16 protein-coding genes are annotated in these 14,789 nt (G+C 69.1%); 7 read left to right on the top strand and 9 right to left on the bottom strand.

Annotated elements, in window-relative coordinates; all coding sequences use genetic code 11:
* Positions 1-13: 13 nt before the first annotated feature.
* Both E4V01_RS03945 and E4V01_RS03940 read right to left on the bottom strand, forming a co-directional pair.
* Complete coding sequence (locus E4V01_RS03945) at positions 14-481, bottom strand: DUF6163 family protein (RefSeq protein WP_135297459.1); 468 nt, start codon at positions 479-481, stop codon at positions 14-16.
* A complete protein-coding gene (locus tag E4V01_RS03940) occupies positions 478-1,653 on the bottom strand; it encodes an enoyl-CoA hydratase/isomerase family protein (protein ID WP_135297458.1) in 1,176 nt (391 codons plus the stop codon). The genes E4V01_RS03945 and E4V01_RS03940 overlap by 4 nt, the downstream gene beginning before the upstream one ends.
* Positions 1,654-2,298: 645 nt before the next feature.
* Between E4V01_RS03940 and hemB the strand changes: the two genes are divergently transcribed.
* The 4 genes from hemB (at position 2,299) to E4V01_RS03920 (ending at position 5,286) form a co-directional block, all read left to right on the top strand.
* Positions 2,299-3,354, top strand: coding sequence for a porphobilinogen synthase (gene hemB / locus E4V01_RS03935; RefSeq protein WP_060771469.1), 1,056 nt, complete (start codon positions 2,299-2,301; stop codon positions 3,352-3,354).
* 25 nt (positions 3,355-3,379) lie between these two features.
* On the top strand, positions 3,380-3,781 hold the full coding sequence (locus tag E4V01_RS03930; RefSeq protein ID WP_135297457.1) for a hypothetical protein: 402 nt from the start codon (positions 3,380-3,382) through the stop codon (positions 3,779-3,781).
* Between the two features lie 124 nt (positions 3,782-3,905).
* Positions 3,906-4,400 (top strand): RDD family protein, encoded by a 495-nt coding sequence (locus E4V01_RS03925; protein ID WP_060771471.1) that lies wholly within the window; start codon positions 3,906-3,908, stop codon positions 4,398-4,400.
* 139 nt (positions 4,401-4,539) lie between these two features.
* Positions 4,540-5,286, top strand: a complete 747-nt coding sequence (locus E4V01_RS03920) for an arginyltransferase (protein ID WP_060772385.1) — start codon at positions 4,540-4,542, stop codon at positions 5,284-5,286.
* Positions 5,287-5,320: 34 nt separating this feature from the next.
* Here E4V01_RS03920 and E4V01_RS03915 read toward each other — a convergent pair whose 3' ends face one another.
* The 3 genes from E4V01_RS03915 to E4V01_RS03905 all read right to left on the bottom strand — a co-directional run bounded on the left by E4V01_RS03915 (position 5,321) and on the right by E4V01_RS03905 (position 7,956).
* Entirely contained in the window at positions 5,321-5,884 is a 564-nt protein-coding gene (locus E4V01_RS03915; RefSeq protein WP_135297456.1) for a sugar O-acetyltransferase, read from the bottom strand.
* A gap of 26 nt (positions 5,885-5,910) precedes the next feature.
* Positions 5,911-6,816: a neutral zinc metallopeptidase gene (locus E4V01_RS03910; protein ID WP_135297455.1), complete on the bottom strand. Its 906-nt coding sequence runs from the start codon at positions 6,814-6,816 to the stop codon at positions 5,911-5,913.
* A gap of 105 nt (positions 6,817-6,921) precedes the next feature.
* Positions 6,922-7,956, bottom strand: a complete 1,035-nt coding sequence (locus E4V01_RS03905; RefSeq protein WP_135297454.1) for a uracil-DNA glycosylase family protein — start codon at positions 7,954-7,956, stop codon at positions 6,922-6,924.
* Positions 7,957-8,158: 202 nt separating this feature from the next.
* On the opposite strand from E4V01_RS03905, the gene E4V01_RS03900 reads away from it, so the two are divergent.
* Positions 8,159-9,832 (top strand): electron transfer flavoprotein-ubiquinone oxidoreductase, encoded by a 1,674-nt coding sequence (locus tag E4V01_RS03900; RefSeq protein WP_135297453.1) that lies wholly within the window; start codon positions 8,159-8,161, stop codon positions 9,830-9,832.
* Positions 9,833-9,936: 104 nt separating this feature from the next.
* Here E4V01_RS03900 and E4V01_RS26515 read toward each other — a convergent pair whose 3' ends face one another.
* From E4V01_RS26515 to E4V01_RS03880, 4 genes are all read right to left on the bottom strand, one after another.
* Positions 9,937-10,683: a peptidoglycan-binding protein gene (locus E4V01_RS26515; protein ID WP_135297452.1), complete on the bottom strand. Its 747-nt coding sequence runs from the start codon at positions 10,681-10,683 to the stop codon at positions 9,937-9,939.
* A 257-nt stretch (positions 10,684-10,940) separates the two neighbouring features.
* Positions 10,941-11,945: a P1 family peptidase gene (locus tag E4V01_RS03890; RefSeq protein WP_135297451.1), complete on the bottom strand. Its 1,005-nt coding sequence runs from the start codon at positions 11,943-11,945 to the stop codon at positions 10,941-10,943.
* Positions 11,942-12,826: an EamA family transporter RarD gene (gene rarD / locus E4V01_RS03885; RefSeq protein ID WP_135297450.1), complete on the bottom strand. Its 885-nt coding sequence runs from the start codon at positions 12,824-12,826 to the stop codon at positions 11,942-11,944. The genes E4V01_RS03890 and rarD overlap by 4 nt, the downstream gene beginning before the upstream one ends.
* A gap of 57 nt (positions 12,827-12,883) precedes the next feature.
* On the bottom strand, positions 12,884-13,171 hold the full coding sequence (locus E4V01_RS03880) for a hypothetical protein (protein ID WP_135297449.1): 288 nt from the start codon (positions 13,169-13,171) through the stop codon (positions 12,884-12,886).
* Between the two features lie 143 nt (positions 13,172-13,314).
* Here E4V01_RS03880 and E4V01_RS25545 point away from each other — a divergent pair, with 143 nt between their 5' ends.
* Positions 13,315-13,479, top strand: a complete 165-nt coding sequence (locus tag E4V01_RS25545) for an Rmf/CrpP family protein (protein WP_193763137.1) — start codon at positions 13,315-13,317, stop codon at positions 13,477-13,479.
* Between the two features lie 98 nt (positions 13,480-13,577).
* Complete coding sequence (metC, locus tag E4V01_RS03875) at positions 13,578-14,774, top strand: cystathionine beta-lyase (RefSeq protein WP_135297448.1); 1,197 nt, start codon at positions 13,578-13,580, stop codon at positions 14,772-14,774.
* The last annotated feature ends 15 nt before the right edge of the window (positions 14,775-14,789 follow it).

Raw genomic sequence — 14,789 nt, 5'->3', positions numbered from 1 at the left:
GTTGACCTCTTGTTCAGCCTACATCGCGCGCCGCCAGCCAGGATAACACGAAGTAAACAGCGACAATGCTTGCCTGCACTGCGATCACCGGCATCGACATCGGCAGGAGCTGCGGCGTCAGCAGCGCCAGCGTCAGGGCCGAGGTCGCGGCGAGCAGCCAGACCACGCCGCCCCAGGCGCTCGTCAGCCACAGGCCGACCGCGGCCACGAAATCGATCACCGCGAAGTAGACGATCGCCGATTGCCGTCCCATCGGCAGGTCGGCGAACGGCGTCCGGCCGGGAATCAGGTCGAGGATCTCGCCCCAGGTCGCGAGTCCCTTGACCAGCCAGACCAGCGCGGTGATGCGCATGAACCAGACCAGCACCACGTCCCAGCGGGTCTGCGCCCGCGGCGCGGTGCCCTCGATCCGGTCACCGGCTCCGGCGCCCGGGCGTCCGCGCCCGTCGAGGGTCGAGCCGACCTTGGCGAGCGCCCTCACGGCCGTGCCTCCGCGGCGGGCGCCGCTTCGTGCGGGTCCTGGCTGCCGTCGAAAAGCGGCTCGGGGCCGTCGAGCGGGCCGAAGGCGGCCTCGATCGCCCCGGCATCGACGGCGTCCAGGGTCGCGGGCTGCCAGGCCGGCCGGTTGTCCTTGTCGATGATCACCGCCCGCACACCCTCGTAGAAATCGTGCCCGCGCATCACCCGCTCGCACAGCCGGTACTCGGCGAGCATCGCTTCGGCAAAGCTCAAGCCGGCCCCACGGCGCATCTGTGCCAGGGCGATGGTCAGGCTGGTGGGCGAGCGGGTGCGGATCGTCGCCGCGGTCGCGCCGGCAAAAGCGGAGCCGTCCCGCGCTGCCGCGTCGAGCCGGGCGAGCACCTCCGTGACGGTGTCGGCGGAGAAGCAGGCGTCGATCTGCGCCCGCTCGGCGACGAGGGGGCCGGTCTCCGTCACCGGCGCATCGAGGCCGTCGAAGGCGCGGGCGATCTCCCCTCCCCCCGCCAGCCGCTCGATGAGGGTCTCGAAATCTTGCCCCCGCGCCGCGTGGGTCGCAAGGCCGACGGCGAGCGCGTCGCCCGCGCCGATCCGTGCGCCCGTCAGCGCGAGGTAGCGCCCGGTGCAGCCGGGCAGGCGCGGCAGGGCATAGGTCGCGCCGACATCGGGGAAGAAGCCGATGCCGGTCTCGGGCATGGCGAAGCTGTAGTTCCCGGCCGCGACCCGCACGTCGCCGTGCAGCGAGATGCCGACGCCGCCGCCCATCACGATCCCTTCGATCAGGGCGATGTAGGGCTTCGGGTAGGACTTCACGGTGGCGTCGAGCCAGTATTCCCCGCGCCAGAACGCCATCACGTCGGCATGGCGCCCGGCCTTGCCGAGGGCGTGGATCTGGCGGATGTCGCCGCCCGCGCAGAAGGCGCGCCCGCCCGAGCCCCGCACCACGACCCGGCTGACCCGCGCATCCCCCGCCCAGGCCCGGAGCTGCCGGTGCATCGCTTCCACCATGGGCAGCGTGAGGGCATTGAGGGCCCTCGGCCGCGTCAGGGTGATCAGCCCGGCCTCGCCGCGGGTTTCGAACACGATCTCGGGCTCGGCCGACGGCTCTCGCACGTCCCGTTGCAAGGCCCCTTGCTGCGAGGCCTGGTGTTGCGAGGCCTTTTGCCCACCCGACATTCCGCGCTCCACCGCCGCGCTCCCCTCCGCCGCATCGTCACCCCAGCGGATGCCCGCCGTCTCGAAGCCGGGCCCTCCGCCCGGAGGCTTTGTGCGGCCCTCTTAGACGAACTCCCGGGTGGGGCGTCAACGCGGAGCATGCGACGGTGCCGGACCGCATCGACCGCCTCATGACACGGCCTGGAAAACCTGCCCTCCGACGGCATCCGCATGCCTGGGACCTCTTTCGGCACCGTTCAGAAGCGCTCCGTCGAGATCCGGTGGGCGGCCCTCGGGACGGCGCCGGCCGCATTCGACGGCCTGCGGCAACGGCACCTTTCGAGCCCGAATCCGGATGTGCTAGGGCACCGCCCGAAAAGGTGGAGACCGGCCTGTCCGAGTAGACGATGCAACAGCAGGAGGCTTGCGCATCGTCGATGGCCGCGCGTTCCGTAGCGCTTTCCTCACCCCTTCGTCTGGGGGCAACCTCCGATCGTGGGAGGGTTACCGGGGGATGCGAATTCGGAATTCTCCGCCCCGAGCCATCGCCGCCGGGCTTGCCGTCGAGCATGGCTTTGACGTCTTTGTCGTGATGCGCTCCTCCGCACCGAACCGGTCTCCCCTTTGGTTCGAGAGCGCTCTGGAGCAACCGGAGTCCTGAGGCTCATGTCTGACGCCACCCCGCGCCCGCTCGCCATCGAGACCGCGCGCGAAGCCGCCCCCGGTGCGGGGCCGCTGAGCCTGACCCAGCGCCCGCGCCGCAACCGCAAGGCGGATTGGTCGCGCCGCCTCGTGCGCGAGCATACCCTGACCGTCGATGACCTGATCTGGCCGCTCTTCGTGATCGAGGGGCAGGGACGCCGCGAGCCGATCGCCTCCATGCCCGGCGTCGAGCGCCTGAGCGTGGACGAGATCGTGCGCGAGGCCGAGCGCGCCGCGCGGCTCGGCATCCCGGCGATCTCGTTCTTCCCCTACACCGAGCCGTCCCTGCGTGACCCGACCGGCTCCGAGGCGCTGAACCGCGAGAACCTCGTCTGCCGGGCGGTGCGGGCGGTCAAGCGCGCGGTCCCCGAGATCGGCGTGATGACCGATGTCGCGCTCGACCCCTATACCAGCCACGGTCATGACGGGTTGATCGAGGCCGGCGCCATCCTCAACGACGAGACCGTGGCGGTGCTGGTCGAGCAGAGCCTGATCCAGGCCGAGGCCGGCACCGACATCATCGCCCCCTCCGACATGATGGACGGGCGCGTCGGCGCGATCCGCACCGGTCTCGACCGGGCCGGCTTTCGCGACGTGCAGATCATGGCCTACGCCGCGAAATACGCCAGCGCGTTCTACGGGCCGTTCCGCGACGCCATCGGCACCAGCGCGGCGCTGGTCGGCGACAAGCGTACCTACCAGATGGATCCCGGCAACGCGGCCGAGGCCCTGCGCGAGGTGGCTCTCGACCTTGCCGAGGGCGCCGACTCGGTGATGGTCAAGCCCGGCTTGCCCTATCTCGACATCATCACCCGCGTGAAGACGGAGTTCGGCGTGCCGACCTTCGCCTATCAGGTGTCGGGCGAGTACGCGATGATCGAGGCCGCCGCCCGCAACGGCTGGCTCGACGGCGACCGCGCCATGACCGAGAGCCTGCTCGCCTTCAAACGCGCGGGCGCCGACGGGGTGCTGACCTACTACGCTCCCCGCGTCGCCGAGCGCCTGCGCGCGGGCGCCTGACGGGCCGACCCCGGGCGCGACGACCTTGGTCCGCATCGAGCGGGCGGCGCTGGCGGGCGCCGTCATCCTCTGGCTCGCCGCCGGATTCGGTTGCGACACGGCGCTCGATGCGCGCCGGGCGATGCTCTGCCGCCGGGCGGTGCCGGCACTCGCCCCACCCGGCGCCGAGATCGACCTGCGACGTGTGGGATCGGGCGCGAGCCGCGGCAGCGTGCGGGTCGATTACCGTCTCGTGGGCGGCACCGGTGCGATTCCGAAGGCCGAGGCGACCCGGCCCCGCTTCCTGGTCTGCCATTTCGGTGCCGGCGACGACCTCAGCGCGGTGACGACCGAGCAGGGGCCGGTGAGCGGCGCCTCGCTCTACTTGCTCAGGCGCTACTATCTAACCACGCCCGAGGCTGAGGCGGCCGATCCCGGCGCCCGCTGACGGGACGCCGCGCATCCCGCCCCCCTGCCTCGGGCTGAGCGGCCCTCTCGACTCTCCTCTTGGCAGCACCGCTTCGTCTCCCCACTTGATCGGAGTGCACGCAACGGTCGAGGAAGCGGCGGCCATGACGGATTTTCAGCCCGGTTATCACCCCGGCTACACCAACCCGACGGGAATGCCGGGCCAGGGCGGATTTCCCGTGCCGTATGTGCGGGCGAGCCTCGGCGGGCGCACGGTCGCCTACCTGCTCGATCTCGCCTTCATCTTCGTGTTCACGGCCGTGCTCGCCACGGCGATCGCGATCCTCGGCGTGCTGACCTTCGGCTTTGCCTGGATGCTGTTCCCGATCCTCGGCGTCAGCGGCATCCTCTACAGCGCGATCACGGTGGGCGGCTCTAAGCAGAGCACGCTCGGGATGCGCATGCTCGGCCTGCGCGTGGTGGCGCCCGAGAGCGGGCGTCCGGTGGATTTCCTGACGGCGGGCATCCACGCGCTGCTGTTCTACGTGGCGATCTCGACCTTCCTGCTCTGGTGCGTCGACGTGCTGTTCGGCCTCGTCCGCTCCGACCGGCGCCTCGGCCACGACCTGCTGCTGGGTCTCGCCGTCGTGCGCGACTGATCCCCCCTTCGGGTGAGGGAATGGCGGCGGAAAGCCGCCGTCATGACCCATCAATCCGGTTGAGCCCTGCGGCGATCCCGTTACATTGGCTGCGGTGCCAGCGTTCGATGCCGTGGCCCCGAGGGCGAGCCTTCTCAGCGTGACGAGCCATCCGCGCGACACACCGCAATTCTACCTCACGGCGCCCTCCCCTTGCCCCTACCTGCCGGGCCAGGAGGAGCGGAAGGTGTTCACCCACCTCGTGGGGCGGCGCGCCCGGGACCTCAACGAGATCCTGACCCAGGGCGGCTTCCGCCGCTCGCAGACCATCGCCTACCGCCCGGCCTGTGAGACCTGCCGCGCCTGCGTGTCGGTGCGGGTGGTGGTGGAGGATTTCGCGATCGCCGGGAGCCAGCGGCGCATCCTCCAGCGCAATGCCGAACTCATCGGCACGCCGGAGCCGAACCGTCCGGCCTCCGAGCAATACGCCCTGTTCCGCCGCTATCTCGATGCCCGCCACGGCGATGGCGGCATGGTCGACATGACGGTGCTCGATTACGCGATGATGATCGAGGACAGCCACGTCGACACCCATCTCGTGGTCTACCGCGAGCGCGGGCCCGACAGTGCGATCCATGGCCGCGGCGTCGGCGCCCCCGTCGCCGTCTGCCTCACCGACGTGCTCGCCGACGGCCTGTCGATGGTCTACTCGTTCTACGATCCCGACGAGGCGAGCCGCAGCCTCGGCACCTACATGATCCTCGACCACATCCGCCGGGCCCGCGCCCTCGGCCTGCCGTATCTGTATCTCGGCTACTGGGTCGATGGCTCCCGCAAGATGGACTACAAGGCCAAGTTCAAGCCGCAGGAGCGGCTGATGCCTCAGGGCTGGGTGCGGGTGGAGTAGCGCGCGGCGCCACTGTCTGCGCTGTCCGTTCAGGTCACTCCTTCGTCCACTTCACGACCTTTGCCGGGTTTCCCGCCACGACAGCGTAGGGCGCCACGTCGCGGGTCACCACCGCGCCCGCGCCGATCACCGCCCCGTCGCCGACGGTGATGCCCGGGAGCAGGATCGCGCCGCCGCCGATCCACACGTCGTCGCCGATGGTGATGGGCCGGGCCGATTCCCAGAACGCGGCCCGCGCGGCGCGGTCGAGGGGGTGCTCGGCGGTGTAGAGCTGCACCATCGGGGCGATCTGCGCGCGGTGGCCGATGGTGATCGGGGCGCAGTCGAGGAAGACGCAGTTGAAGTTGCAGAAGAAGTCGTCGCCCACCGTGATGTTGCCGCCGTAGTCGCAGGCGAATCCGGGGCAGATCGTCGGGTTGCGCCCGGCCGATCCGAGAAGTTCGCGGATCACCGTCTCACGGCCGGCCGCATCCTCGGGCTCCATGGCGTTGAGCCGCAGGAGCCGCCGTTTGGCCGCGTTGCGAAGCGCGATCAGTTCCGGATCGTCGCCGCGATAGGGCTTTCCGGCGAGCATCAGCTCACGCGCGGTCTCGGCCATAGCAGCCTTCCCAAATTCCAAGAGAATCAGCCGCGGCTGGCGCGGAAGGTGTCGCAGGACTTGGTCTGCCCGCTCTTGTAGCCGGTCATGAACCAGCGCATCCGCTGCTCGGAGGAGCCGTGGGTGAAGGAATCCGGCACGGCGTAGCCTTGCGACTTTTCCTGCAGCTTGTCGTCGCCGATGGCGCTGGCGGCGTTGAGCGCTTCCTTGATGTCGTTCTGGTCGAGGGCGTTCCAGCGGTCGTTCGAGTTCTTGGCCCAGACGCCGGCGAGGCAGTCGGCCATCAGCTCCACGCGCACGGAGAGCTGGTTTGCCTCCGTCTTGCTGCTCGCGTTCTGCTGGCGGCTCTGCACCTTGCCGAGGATGCCGAGCACGTCCTGCACGTGGTGGCCGACCTCGTGGGCAATGACGTAGGCATAGGCGAAATCGCCCTTCACCCCGAACTTGGTCTGCATCTCCTTGAAGAAGCCGAGGTCGATATAGACCTTCTTGTCGAGCGGGCAGTAGAACGGCCCCATCGCGGCCTGAGCCATGCCGCAGCCCGAACGGGTGCCGCCCTGGTAGAGCACCATCGTCGTCGGCTTGTATGGCCGCCCGGTCTGGTTCGGCAGGATCTCGTTCCACACATCCTCGGTGTTGCCGAGGATTTTTGAGGCGAACTGGCCGGCGCGATCGGTCGGCGCCTCGCCGCGCCGGGCCTGCGTCTCGGGATCGACCCGCTGCTCGCGCTGCTGCCCGCCGCCGGACATCTGCTGCGCGCCGCCGAGCAGGATCGCCGGGTTGATGCCGGTGACCCACGAGATCAGCAGCACGATGACGATCGTGCCGATGCCGAGGCCGCCCATGCCGCCGCCGGGGAAGCCGCCCCCGCCGCCGCCCTCGCCGCGCCGGTCCTCGACGTTCTCAGAGGCGCGAAAATCGTCCCAGCGCATAAAGTCTCCCGCCGCCCCGCGTCTCGCCCGGCCTCATCGGGATTCCGGACCTGGTTTCTAGAATGGCGAGGCGGAGGATACGGTTCCGCTTAAGCCGTCTCCGGCCTACTTGCCCGCGGCGCTCCCGTCGAGGGCGCTCTTCAGCATCCGGAAGTCGCGCCAGGCGAGGCGCTTCTGCACCGGCTGGCGCAGCAGGTAGGCCGGATGGAGGGTGGCGAGCGCACGGATCTCGCGGCCGTCGCCGAGGCGGTAGGGGTAGAAGCGTCCGCGCGCCTTGAGGATGCCGTCCTTGGTGCCGGTCAGCGTCTGCGTCGCGGGTGCACCGAGACAGACGAGGATGTCGGGGTCGGCGAGTTCGATCTGACGCTCGACGAAGGGGCGGCAGATCGAGATCTCCTGCGGGGTCGGGTTGCGGTTGCCCGGCGGGCGCCAGGGCACGACGTTGGAGATGTAGGCGCTCGTCCGGTCGAGACCGATCGCCGCCATCATCCGGTCGAGGAGCTGGCCGGAGCGTCCCATGAACGGCTTGCCGATCCGGTCCTCGTCGGCCCCCGGCGCCTCGCCGACGAACATCACCCGCGCCTGCGGATTGCCGTCGGCGAAGACGAGGTTCTTGGCGGTGAAGCGCAGGCCGCAGCCCTCGAAGCCGCGCAGCAACTCTTCCAGTTCGTCGAGGGTCTTCATCTGCGCGGCCCGTGCCCGCGCATCGTCCGCCGCCTCGCCGGGCTTGGCGCCGGCCGCGTTGCCGTAGGTGCGGGGGGGCTCGCGCGCGGGCGCGTTGCGGCTCGGCAGTTCACGCCGGAATTCCAGGAGCGGCCCTTCCGCGGAGGGAGCGTCACGCTGCGGCGGCTCGCTGCGCGGTGGAAGAGGCTCGCGGCGCGGCTCAAGGGCCTCGCGGCGCGGTTCGAGTGGCTCGCGGCGGGGTTCGAATGGCTCGCGGCGCGGTTCGAGGGGCTCGCGGCGCGTGGCCGGCTCGGCCTGCGAGGCGGCGTCAGCCCGAACGGACTCGGCCTCGGTGAAGCGGTCGTGGGGTTGCTCGTCGAGGGCCGCGTCGACGCCTGCCGCGACATGGAAGTCGAGGTAGGAGATCAGGTCGCCTCTGGCGTCGGTATCCGCGTGGTTTGCCGTCATCGTTTCCATGTGGCGTGGGAGCGACCTGTGGACAACGCCCGGATGCGTCCTGCGGATCGTCGCACGGGCGTTCCCTGCGTATCCCCCTGCGCTGGCCTGCCGCTACCCGAATGGCCTTGCCTTCCTACCTTGGAATCGCTTGAGAGACATCTTGACAATGGATCGAGCCGGAGCGGCGCCTGATGCCCGAACGGCCGCAGGAGGAATGAGGATGGCGCTGCCCGAACGCGAAGGCATGGATTTCGACGTGGTGATCGTCGGCGCGGGACCCGCCGGCCTCGCCGCCGCGATCCGCCTCAAGCAGCTCTCCGCGGAGAAGGGTGAGGAGCTCTCGGTCGTCGTCGTCGAGAAGGGCGGCGAGGTCGGCGCGCATATCCTCTCCGGCGCCGTCGTCGATCCGCTCGGCCTCGACACCCTGCTGCCCGAATGGCGCGACGATCCGGACCGGCCGCTCAAGACGGCGGTGGAGCGCGACGAGTTCCTGTTCCTGACCAAGAACAGCGGCGTCACCATGCCGAACGTGTTCTTTCCCAAACTGCTGTCGAACCACGGCAATTTCGTCGGTTCGCTCTCGAACACCGTGAAGTGGCTCGGCGCCAAGGCGGAAGGCCTCGGGGTCGAGATCTATCCCGGCTTCCCGGCTTCCGAAGTGCTCTATGACGAGCGCGGCATCGTCACCGGCATCGCGACGGGGGATCTCGGCATCTCCCGCACCGGCGAGGCGCGCGACGACTTCACCCGCGGCATGGAGCTGCGGGCCAAGTACACGGTGTTCGGCGAGGGCGCGCGCGGCTCGCTCACCAAGACGCTGATCGACCGGTTCGGGCTCAACCGCAACAGCGACCACCAGAAATACGGATTGGGCGTCAAGGAGCTGTGGCAGCTCGCGCCGAACAAGTTCGAGCCGGGGCTGGTTCAGCACACGATGGGCTGGCCGCTGCCGAACAAGGCGGGCGGCGGCTCGTGGCTCTACCATTTCGACGACCATCTGCTCTCGGTCGGCTTCGTCACGCACCTGAACTACGAGAACCCGACGCTGTCGCCGTTCGAGGAGTTCCAGCGCTTCAAGACCCACCCGATGATCGCCGAGACCTTCGAGGGGGCCAAGCGCATCGGCTATGGCGCGCGCGCGATCATGGAGGGCGGCTGGCAATCGGTGCCCAAGCTCGTCTTCCCCGGCGGCTGCCTCGTCGGCGACTCGGCCGGCTTCGTGAACGTGCCGCGCATCAAGGGCTCGCACAACGCGATCCTGTCCGGCATCCAGGCGGCGGACGCGATCTTCGACGCCCTCGTCGCCGGCCGCCAGGGCGATGAGCTGACCGCCTACGAGGAGGGCTGGCGCGACAGTCCGATCGGGCGCGACCTCAAGCCGGTGCGCAACGTCAAGCCGCTCTGGTCGAAATACGGCACGCTCGTTGGCGTGGGGCTGGGCGGGCTCGACATGTGGATGAACACGCTCGCCAACGCCTCGCTGTTCGGGACGCTGGGCCACGGCAAGCCGGATCATGCCTGCCTCAAGCCGCTCTCGGAGGTGACGCCGATCGTCTACCCGAAGCCGGACGGCAAGCTCACCTTCGACCGGCTCTCCTCGGTGTATCTCTCGAACACCAACCACGAGGAGGACCAGCCGCCCCACCTCAAGGTGAAGGACATGGGGCTGCAGAAGACCTCCGAGCACGACGTCTTCGGCGGTCCGTCGAGCCGCTATTGCCCGGCGGGCGTCTACGAGTGGGTGGAGGACAAGTCCGCCAGCGACGGCGTGCGCTTCCAGATCAACGCGCAGAACTGCGTCCACTGCAAGACGTGCGATATTAAGGACCCGAACCAGAACATCAACTGGGTCACCCCGGAGGGGCCGGGCGGGCCGAACTACACGAACCTGTAATATGTAGCCTCGGAGGCGTGGCCCGGTCGCGATGGACCGGGTTCACGTCTCCGTCCCGTTTCGTTCGGTGCTGATCTTCCGCTCAGAGGCTCGATCGACCGTGGCTAAGGTTCCTTGCCCGCATGTCCGGCTTCGAGCATCTTCTTGACCGCCTCACCCCAGTTCTGTGCTTCGAGATACGGGTAGGTCCAGTACATCCCGCCGCCCCTTGGGGGCCTCTTCCATTCGTCGAGATGGATGCCGCCAACCGCCATCTCGAGGCCGCAGCCGCCATACTTCTTGGCGAGCCAGTATTGACCGAGCTTTCCCAGTTCGCGCCCTGAAAGACGGTTCCCGTCGCGGCCGACGATCCAGGCATCCAGCGCGCGACCACCCTCGCCGTAATCGTCATGGCGGATGCTGCCGACCCTCTTGCCGGGCATGCCCTTCCTCGGTTGTCCGCCGCTGTAGATCTGCGCCTGAAACCCGGCACCGAAGACGTCGAAGACTGCGCTGGCCAACGTGACTTCGAGATAGGGCGTGCAGGGGCGGTTCCGAATCGCGTACTGATTCTTGTAGACGACGTCCGCTCTGCCTTTTTGCCGATTGTCGTTCGCATTGCCGTTGGGCCATCGCGAGAGTTTGGCCTTCGTCTCCGGCCCGAAGCGTCCGTCGATGCCGATGCCCGCATCCCTCTGGAAATCCATGATAGCGATTTCCGTGCCGCCGCCGAAGAGCCCGTCGACCGTCCCTTTGTAGTATCCCAGCTCCTTCAATCGCGACTGGAGACTGACGACGTTCGGGCCAATATCGCCCCTCTCCGTGATTTGCTCGTTCTCGGAGGAAACGAGCGCAAGAAGTCCATCAGGCATGGCGATCCTCCCAGATGATATGGTTCCCCCGCTGACTTCTTAATCGAATCAGCCTCCATGCTCCACGAATGGTGCTGGCGAATGAATGCCGAAAAAATTACGATGTATTATTACAAATGGAAGGCAATTCGATAATTTAATATGCATATACTGATAATATATCGGAGAATTACTACGAGATTATTTTGTCATTTGGGCGATTGAACTGCTCGAATCGGCTGGAAGATACGTCTGAGATTTTGGGTTAATTCGTAAGATCAGTCGGGACGCCCTCCGATCTCCCGCCACGCCGGCAGGTCGAGGCAGGGCAATCGCGTCGCCGCGTGGACGCCGATGGCGACCGCCCGCGCCAGCGTCTCGGCCGCCGCCGCGCCGAGGCGGGCGAGGTCGGCCACCTCATCGCCGAGCGGCACCGCGCCGGTGGCGACGGCGAACACCACGTCGCCGTCGAGCGGCGTATGGGCCGGATGGATCGCCCGGGCGAGCCCGTCCTGCGCGGCGATGGCGAGGCGCTTGGCCTGCGCCTTGGTGAGCGCCGCGTCGGTGGCGACGATCGCCAGCGTGGTGTTGGCGCCGGGCACAGGCTCGCGCGGCCAGGAGAGGGCGTCGTCGGGCATAAGCGGTGGCAGGCCGAGGCCGCCGAACTCCCCGTCCCGCTCGAACGGGGCGGCCCAGAAATGCGGCCCCCGCCCCATCGTCACCCAGCCGAAGGCGTTGACGGCCACCAGCGCGCCGACCTGCGCGGACAGGCCCGGCACCGTGCTCGAGGCCGAGCCGAGGCCGCCCTTGAGGTTGGCGGTGCGGGCTCCGAGCCCCGCCCCGACCGAGCCGAGGGCGAAGGCGCCGTCCTGCGCGGCGAGCGCCGCCGCGTAGCCGAGCTCGCGATAGGGCGGGAAGCGGCCCCATGCCTTGTCGCCGCCGTTGAGCAGGTCGAACAGGATCGCGCCGGGCACGATCGGCACGCGCATGTCGCCGACCGCGAAGCCGCGGCCCGCCTCGCGCAGGGCGGCGACCACGCCCGCCGCCGCGTCGAGCCCGAAGGCCGAGCCGCCCGCCAGCACGAGGGCGTCGACCGCCTGCACGGTGGAGGCGGGATCGAGCAGGTCGGTCTCGCGGGTGCCGGGACCGCCGCCGCGCACATCCACCGCGCAGACGAAGGGTTTTTCGAACACGAGCGCGGTAACGCCGCTCGCGATTCGTTCGTCTTCCGCGTGGCCGACGCGGATTCCCGAGATGTCGGTAATGCGGTTGAGCCGGATCATCGCCTCTCTCCTGCCCGTCCCGTCGTCAACGCGGCGTGGCGCCTGCGCTCGTGGCGGATCGCATCGTACGCGTAGAGCATCAGCGCGAGCCAGATCAGCCCGAACAGCACGAGGCGGTCCGGCGTCAGGGTCTCACCGTAGACCAGCGTGCTGAGCGCCATCAGGCAGGAGGGCGCGATGTACTGCATCAGCCCGAGGGTCGCCAGCGTCAGCCGGGTCGCCGCGGCGGCGAACCAGATCAGCGGAAGGGCCGTGGTCACGCCCGTGAGCGCCAGCAGCGCCCAGGTGCGAGCGTCGTCGGGCACCGGAGGCGCGGCCAAGGCGAGATAGGCCAGAGCCGCGGGCAGGAGCAAAAATGTCTCGGCGCAGAAGCCGACGGTGCCGTCGACGGCGACGAGTTTGCGCACCAGCCCGTAGAGCGCGAAGGTGACCGCGAGCCCGAGCGACAGCAGCGGCAGGCGCCCCGCCATCGCCACCGCGATCACCACGCCGAGCACGACGATGGCGACCGCCGCCACCTGGACCGGGCGCAGGCGCTCGCCGAGGACGAGGGCGCCGAGGGCGACCGAGACCAGCGGGTTGATGAAGTAGCCCAGGCTCGCATCGAGCATGTGCCCGCTCGACACCGCCAGGAGGTAGAGCATCCAGTTGATCGCGATCAGCCCCGCCGAGACGACGAGCAGGCCATGGCGCGGCCGCAGGGGGAACGGGTTGGCGAGCCGCTTGCGCAGCAGCGCGATCAGGCCGACCACGAGCAGCGCCGACCATGCGATGCGCTGCGCCAGGATCGTGCCCGGCGGGATGCCGTCGAGGAGCCGGAAATGCACCGGGACGACGAGGCCCCAGCTGAGATAGGCGGCGAGCGCGTAGATCAGGCCCAAGATGGCACGTTCGGCGGCATGGCGGGACGGCGCTTGTAGCCCGGACCGGGCGCGCGGTCAGCGCTTGCGGGAGGGGGCTGCGGGCGTCTCGCCGCGCATCAGGGCGTTGAGGCGCTCGGTGTCGAAGCCGGTGAGCATGCGCTCCTTCTTCGTCTCGGCCGCCGGCCCCTGCGTCACCGTGCCGGTCGTGGCGGGATCGGGCAGGACCGGGGCGGCCCGCGCGATCGTCGGAGCCGGCACGGCGGCGACCGCCTGATGCATGAGCCGGTCCGCGCTCACGAGAGCGACCGAGAGCGTGCCGAGGCCGGTAATGGTGCCGAAGGTGATGACGCGCAGGATGCTCACGATGGGGAACTCGATACGCGAAGGTACGCGGGACCGTGAACTGCGGCCCCGGAAACAGGATGCGCGCGGTGTCGTTAATGAACCGGACGGCCGGGCCCGCTGCGGACCGGCCCTATTCAGGACATCAGGAACAGGATCTGGCCATGAACGAGCAGGCGACGGCGAGCGACAGCCCCTTCATCCAGGGGCGCAACGCGCGGCTCTACGGCAAGAGCATCGATGAGTGCCCCTATGCGGAGGGCTCCGCGGATCGCGCGGCCTGGATCCAGGCCTACGAGGAGGCGGCGACCGACGATCCGGCAGCGTAGGGACCGCCCGAGGCGAACCGCGACCGCCTTGACGCGTCCGGTCTCGGAGGGCTGAAAGGGCTTTTAACGCGAAGAGCCCTCTCATCCTCCCGAGGCCGATGTCCCAATCTCCCCCCCGCGACCGCGGTCGCTTCGGTGCCGACACCCGCCTCGTGCTCGCCGGGCGCGACCCGGCAGCCCAGCACGGCTTCGTCAACACGCCGATCTATCGCGGCTCGACCGTCCTCTATCCGACCTACGACGACATCAAGCACCGGCGCGGGCGCTACAATTACGGCACCTCCGGCACGCCGACGATGGACGCCCTGTGCGAGGCGTGGAGCGAGATCGCCGGGGCGGCGGGCACGGTGCTGGCGCCGTCCGGCCTCTCGGCCCTGACGCTGGCGCTGATGACCTGCGTCAGCGCGGGCGACCACCTCCTCGTCACCGATTCCGCCTACCGCCCGACCCGCATCTTCTGCGACGGCGTGCTGAAGCGCTACGGCGTCGAGGTCGAGTACTACGATCCGCTGATCGGCGCGGGCATCGCCGGGCTGATGCGCGACAACACGCGGGCGGTGCTCGTGGAGGCGCCGGGCTCACAGACCTTCGAGATGCAGGACGTGCCGGCCATCGCCGCGGCGATGCACGCCCGCGGCGGCACGGTGGTGATGGACAACACCTGGGCCACGCCGCTGCTGTTCCCGCCCCACGAGCGCGGCGTCGATCTCGCGGTGGAGGCCGGCACCAAGTATCTCAGCGGCGGCTCCGACCTCCTGCTCGGCCTCGTCTCGGCCAACGCCGAGCACTACCCGGCGCTCAAGCGCACCTACGAGCACTTCGCCAATTGCCCCGGCCCCGAGGACATTTTTTTGGGTCTCCGGGGACTGCGCACCATGGGCCTGCGCCTGCGCGAGCACGGCGCCCGGGGGCTCGCCATGGCCGAGTGGCTCCAGGCCCGCCCCGAGGTGCTGCGGGTGCTGCATCCGGGTCTGCCGGACGATCCCGGCCACGCGATCTGGAAGCGCGACTTCTCCGGCGCCTCGGGCCTGTTCGGGGTGATCCTGAAGCCCGTCTCGGAGGAGGCGCTCGCCGCCTTCCTCGACGGGCTCGAACTGTTCGGGATGGGCTTTTCCTGGGGCGGCTTCGAGAGCCTCGTCATCCCCTTCGACCCGACCGTCTACCGCACCGCCACGCGCTGGCCGCCAGACGGCTCGGCGCTCCGCTTCCATATCGGGCTGGAGGACCCGGAGGATCTGAAGGCGGATCTGGAGGCCGGGTTCGCGCGGATGGGGGCATTAGGACAAGGCGTATGAAGGGACGCCGAGGCA

This window comes from Methylorubrum sp. Q1, assembly GCF_004683995.1.
Lineage (GTDB): Bacteria > Pseudomonadota > Alphaproteobacteria > Rhizobiales > Beijerinckiaceae > Methylobacterium.
This window is presented reverse-complemented; position numbering and strand designations above follow the sequence as displayed.

What these genes read in the sequence shown, in the direction of transcription:
- E4V01_RS03940 (WP_135297458.1), bottom strand. Translation starts at nt 1,653, where the DNA reads ATGTCGGGTGGGCAAAAGGCCTCGCAACACCAGGCCTCGCAGCAAGGG.
- hemB (WP_060771469.1), top strand. Translation starts at nt 2,299, where the DNA reads ATGTCTGACGCCACCCCGCGCCCGCTCGCCATCGAGACCGCGCGCGAA.
- E4V01_RS03925 (WP_060771471.1), top strand. Translation starts at nt 3,906, where the DNA reads ATGACGGATTTTCAGCCCGGTTATCACCCCGGCTACACCAACCCGACG.
- E4V01_RS03915 (WP_135297456.1), bottom strand. Translation starts at nt 5,884, where the DNA reads ATGGCCGAGACCGCGCGTGAGCTGATGCTCGCCGGAAAGCCCTATCGC.
- E4V01_RS03910 (WP_135297455.1), bottom strand. Translation starts at nt 6,816, where the DNA reads ATGCGCTGGGACGATTTTCGCGCCTCTGAGAACGTCGAGGACCGGCGC.
- E4V01_RS03905 (WP_135297454.1), bottom strand. Translation starts at nt 7,956, where the DNA reads ATGGAAACGATGACGGCAAACCACGCGGATACCGACGCCAGAGGCGAC.
- E4V01_RS03900 (WP_135297453.1), top strand. Translation starts at nt 8,159, where the DNA reads ATGGCGCTGCCCGAACGCGAAGGCATGGATTTCGACGTGGTGATCGTC.
- E4V01_RS26515 (WP_135297452.1), bottom strand. Translation starts at nt 10,683, where the DNA reads ATGCCTGATGGACTTCTTGCGCTCGTTTCCTCCGAGAACGAGCAAATC.
- E4V01_RS03890 (WP_135297451.1), bottom strand. Translation starts at nt 11,945, where the DNA reads ATGATCCGGCTCAACCGCATTACCGACATCTCGGGAATCCGCGTCGGC.
- E4V01_RS25545 (WP_193763137.1), top strand. Translation starts at nt 13,315, where the DNA reads ATGAACGAGCAGGCGACGGCGAGCGACAGCCCCTTCATCCAGGGGCGC.
- metC (WP_135297448.1), top strand. Translation starts at nt 13,578, where the DNA reads ATGTCCCAATCTCCCCCCCGCGACCGCGGTCGCTTCGGTGCCGACACC.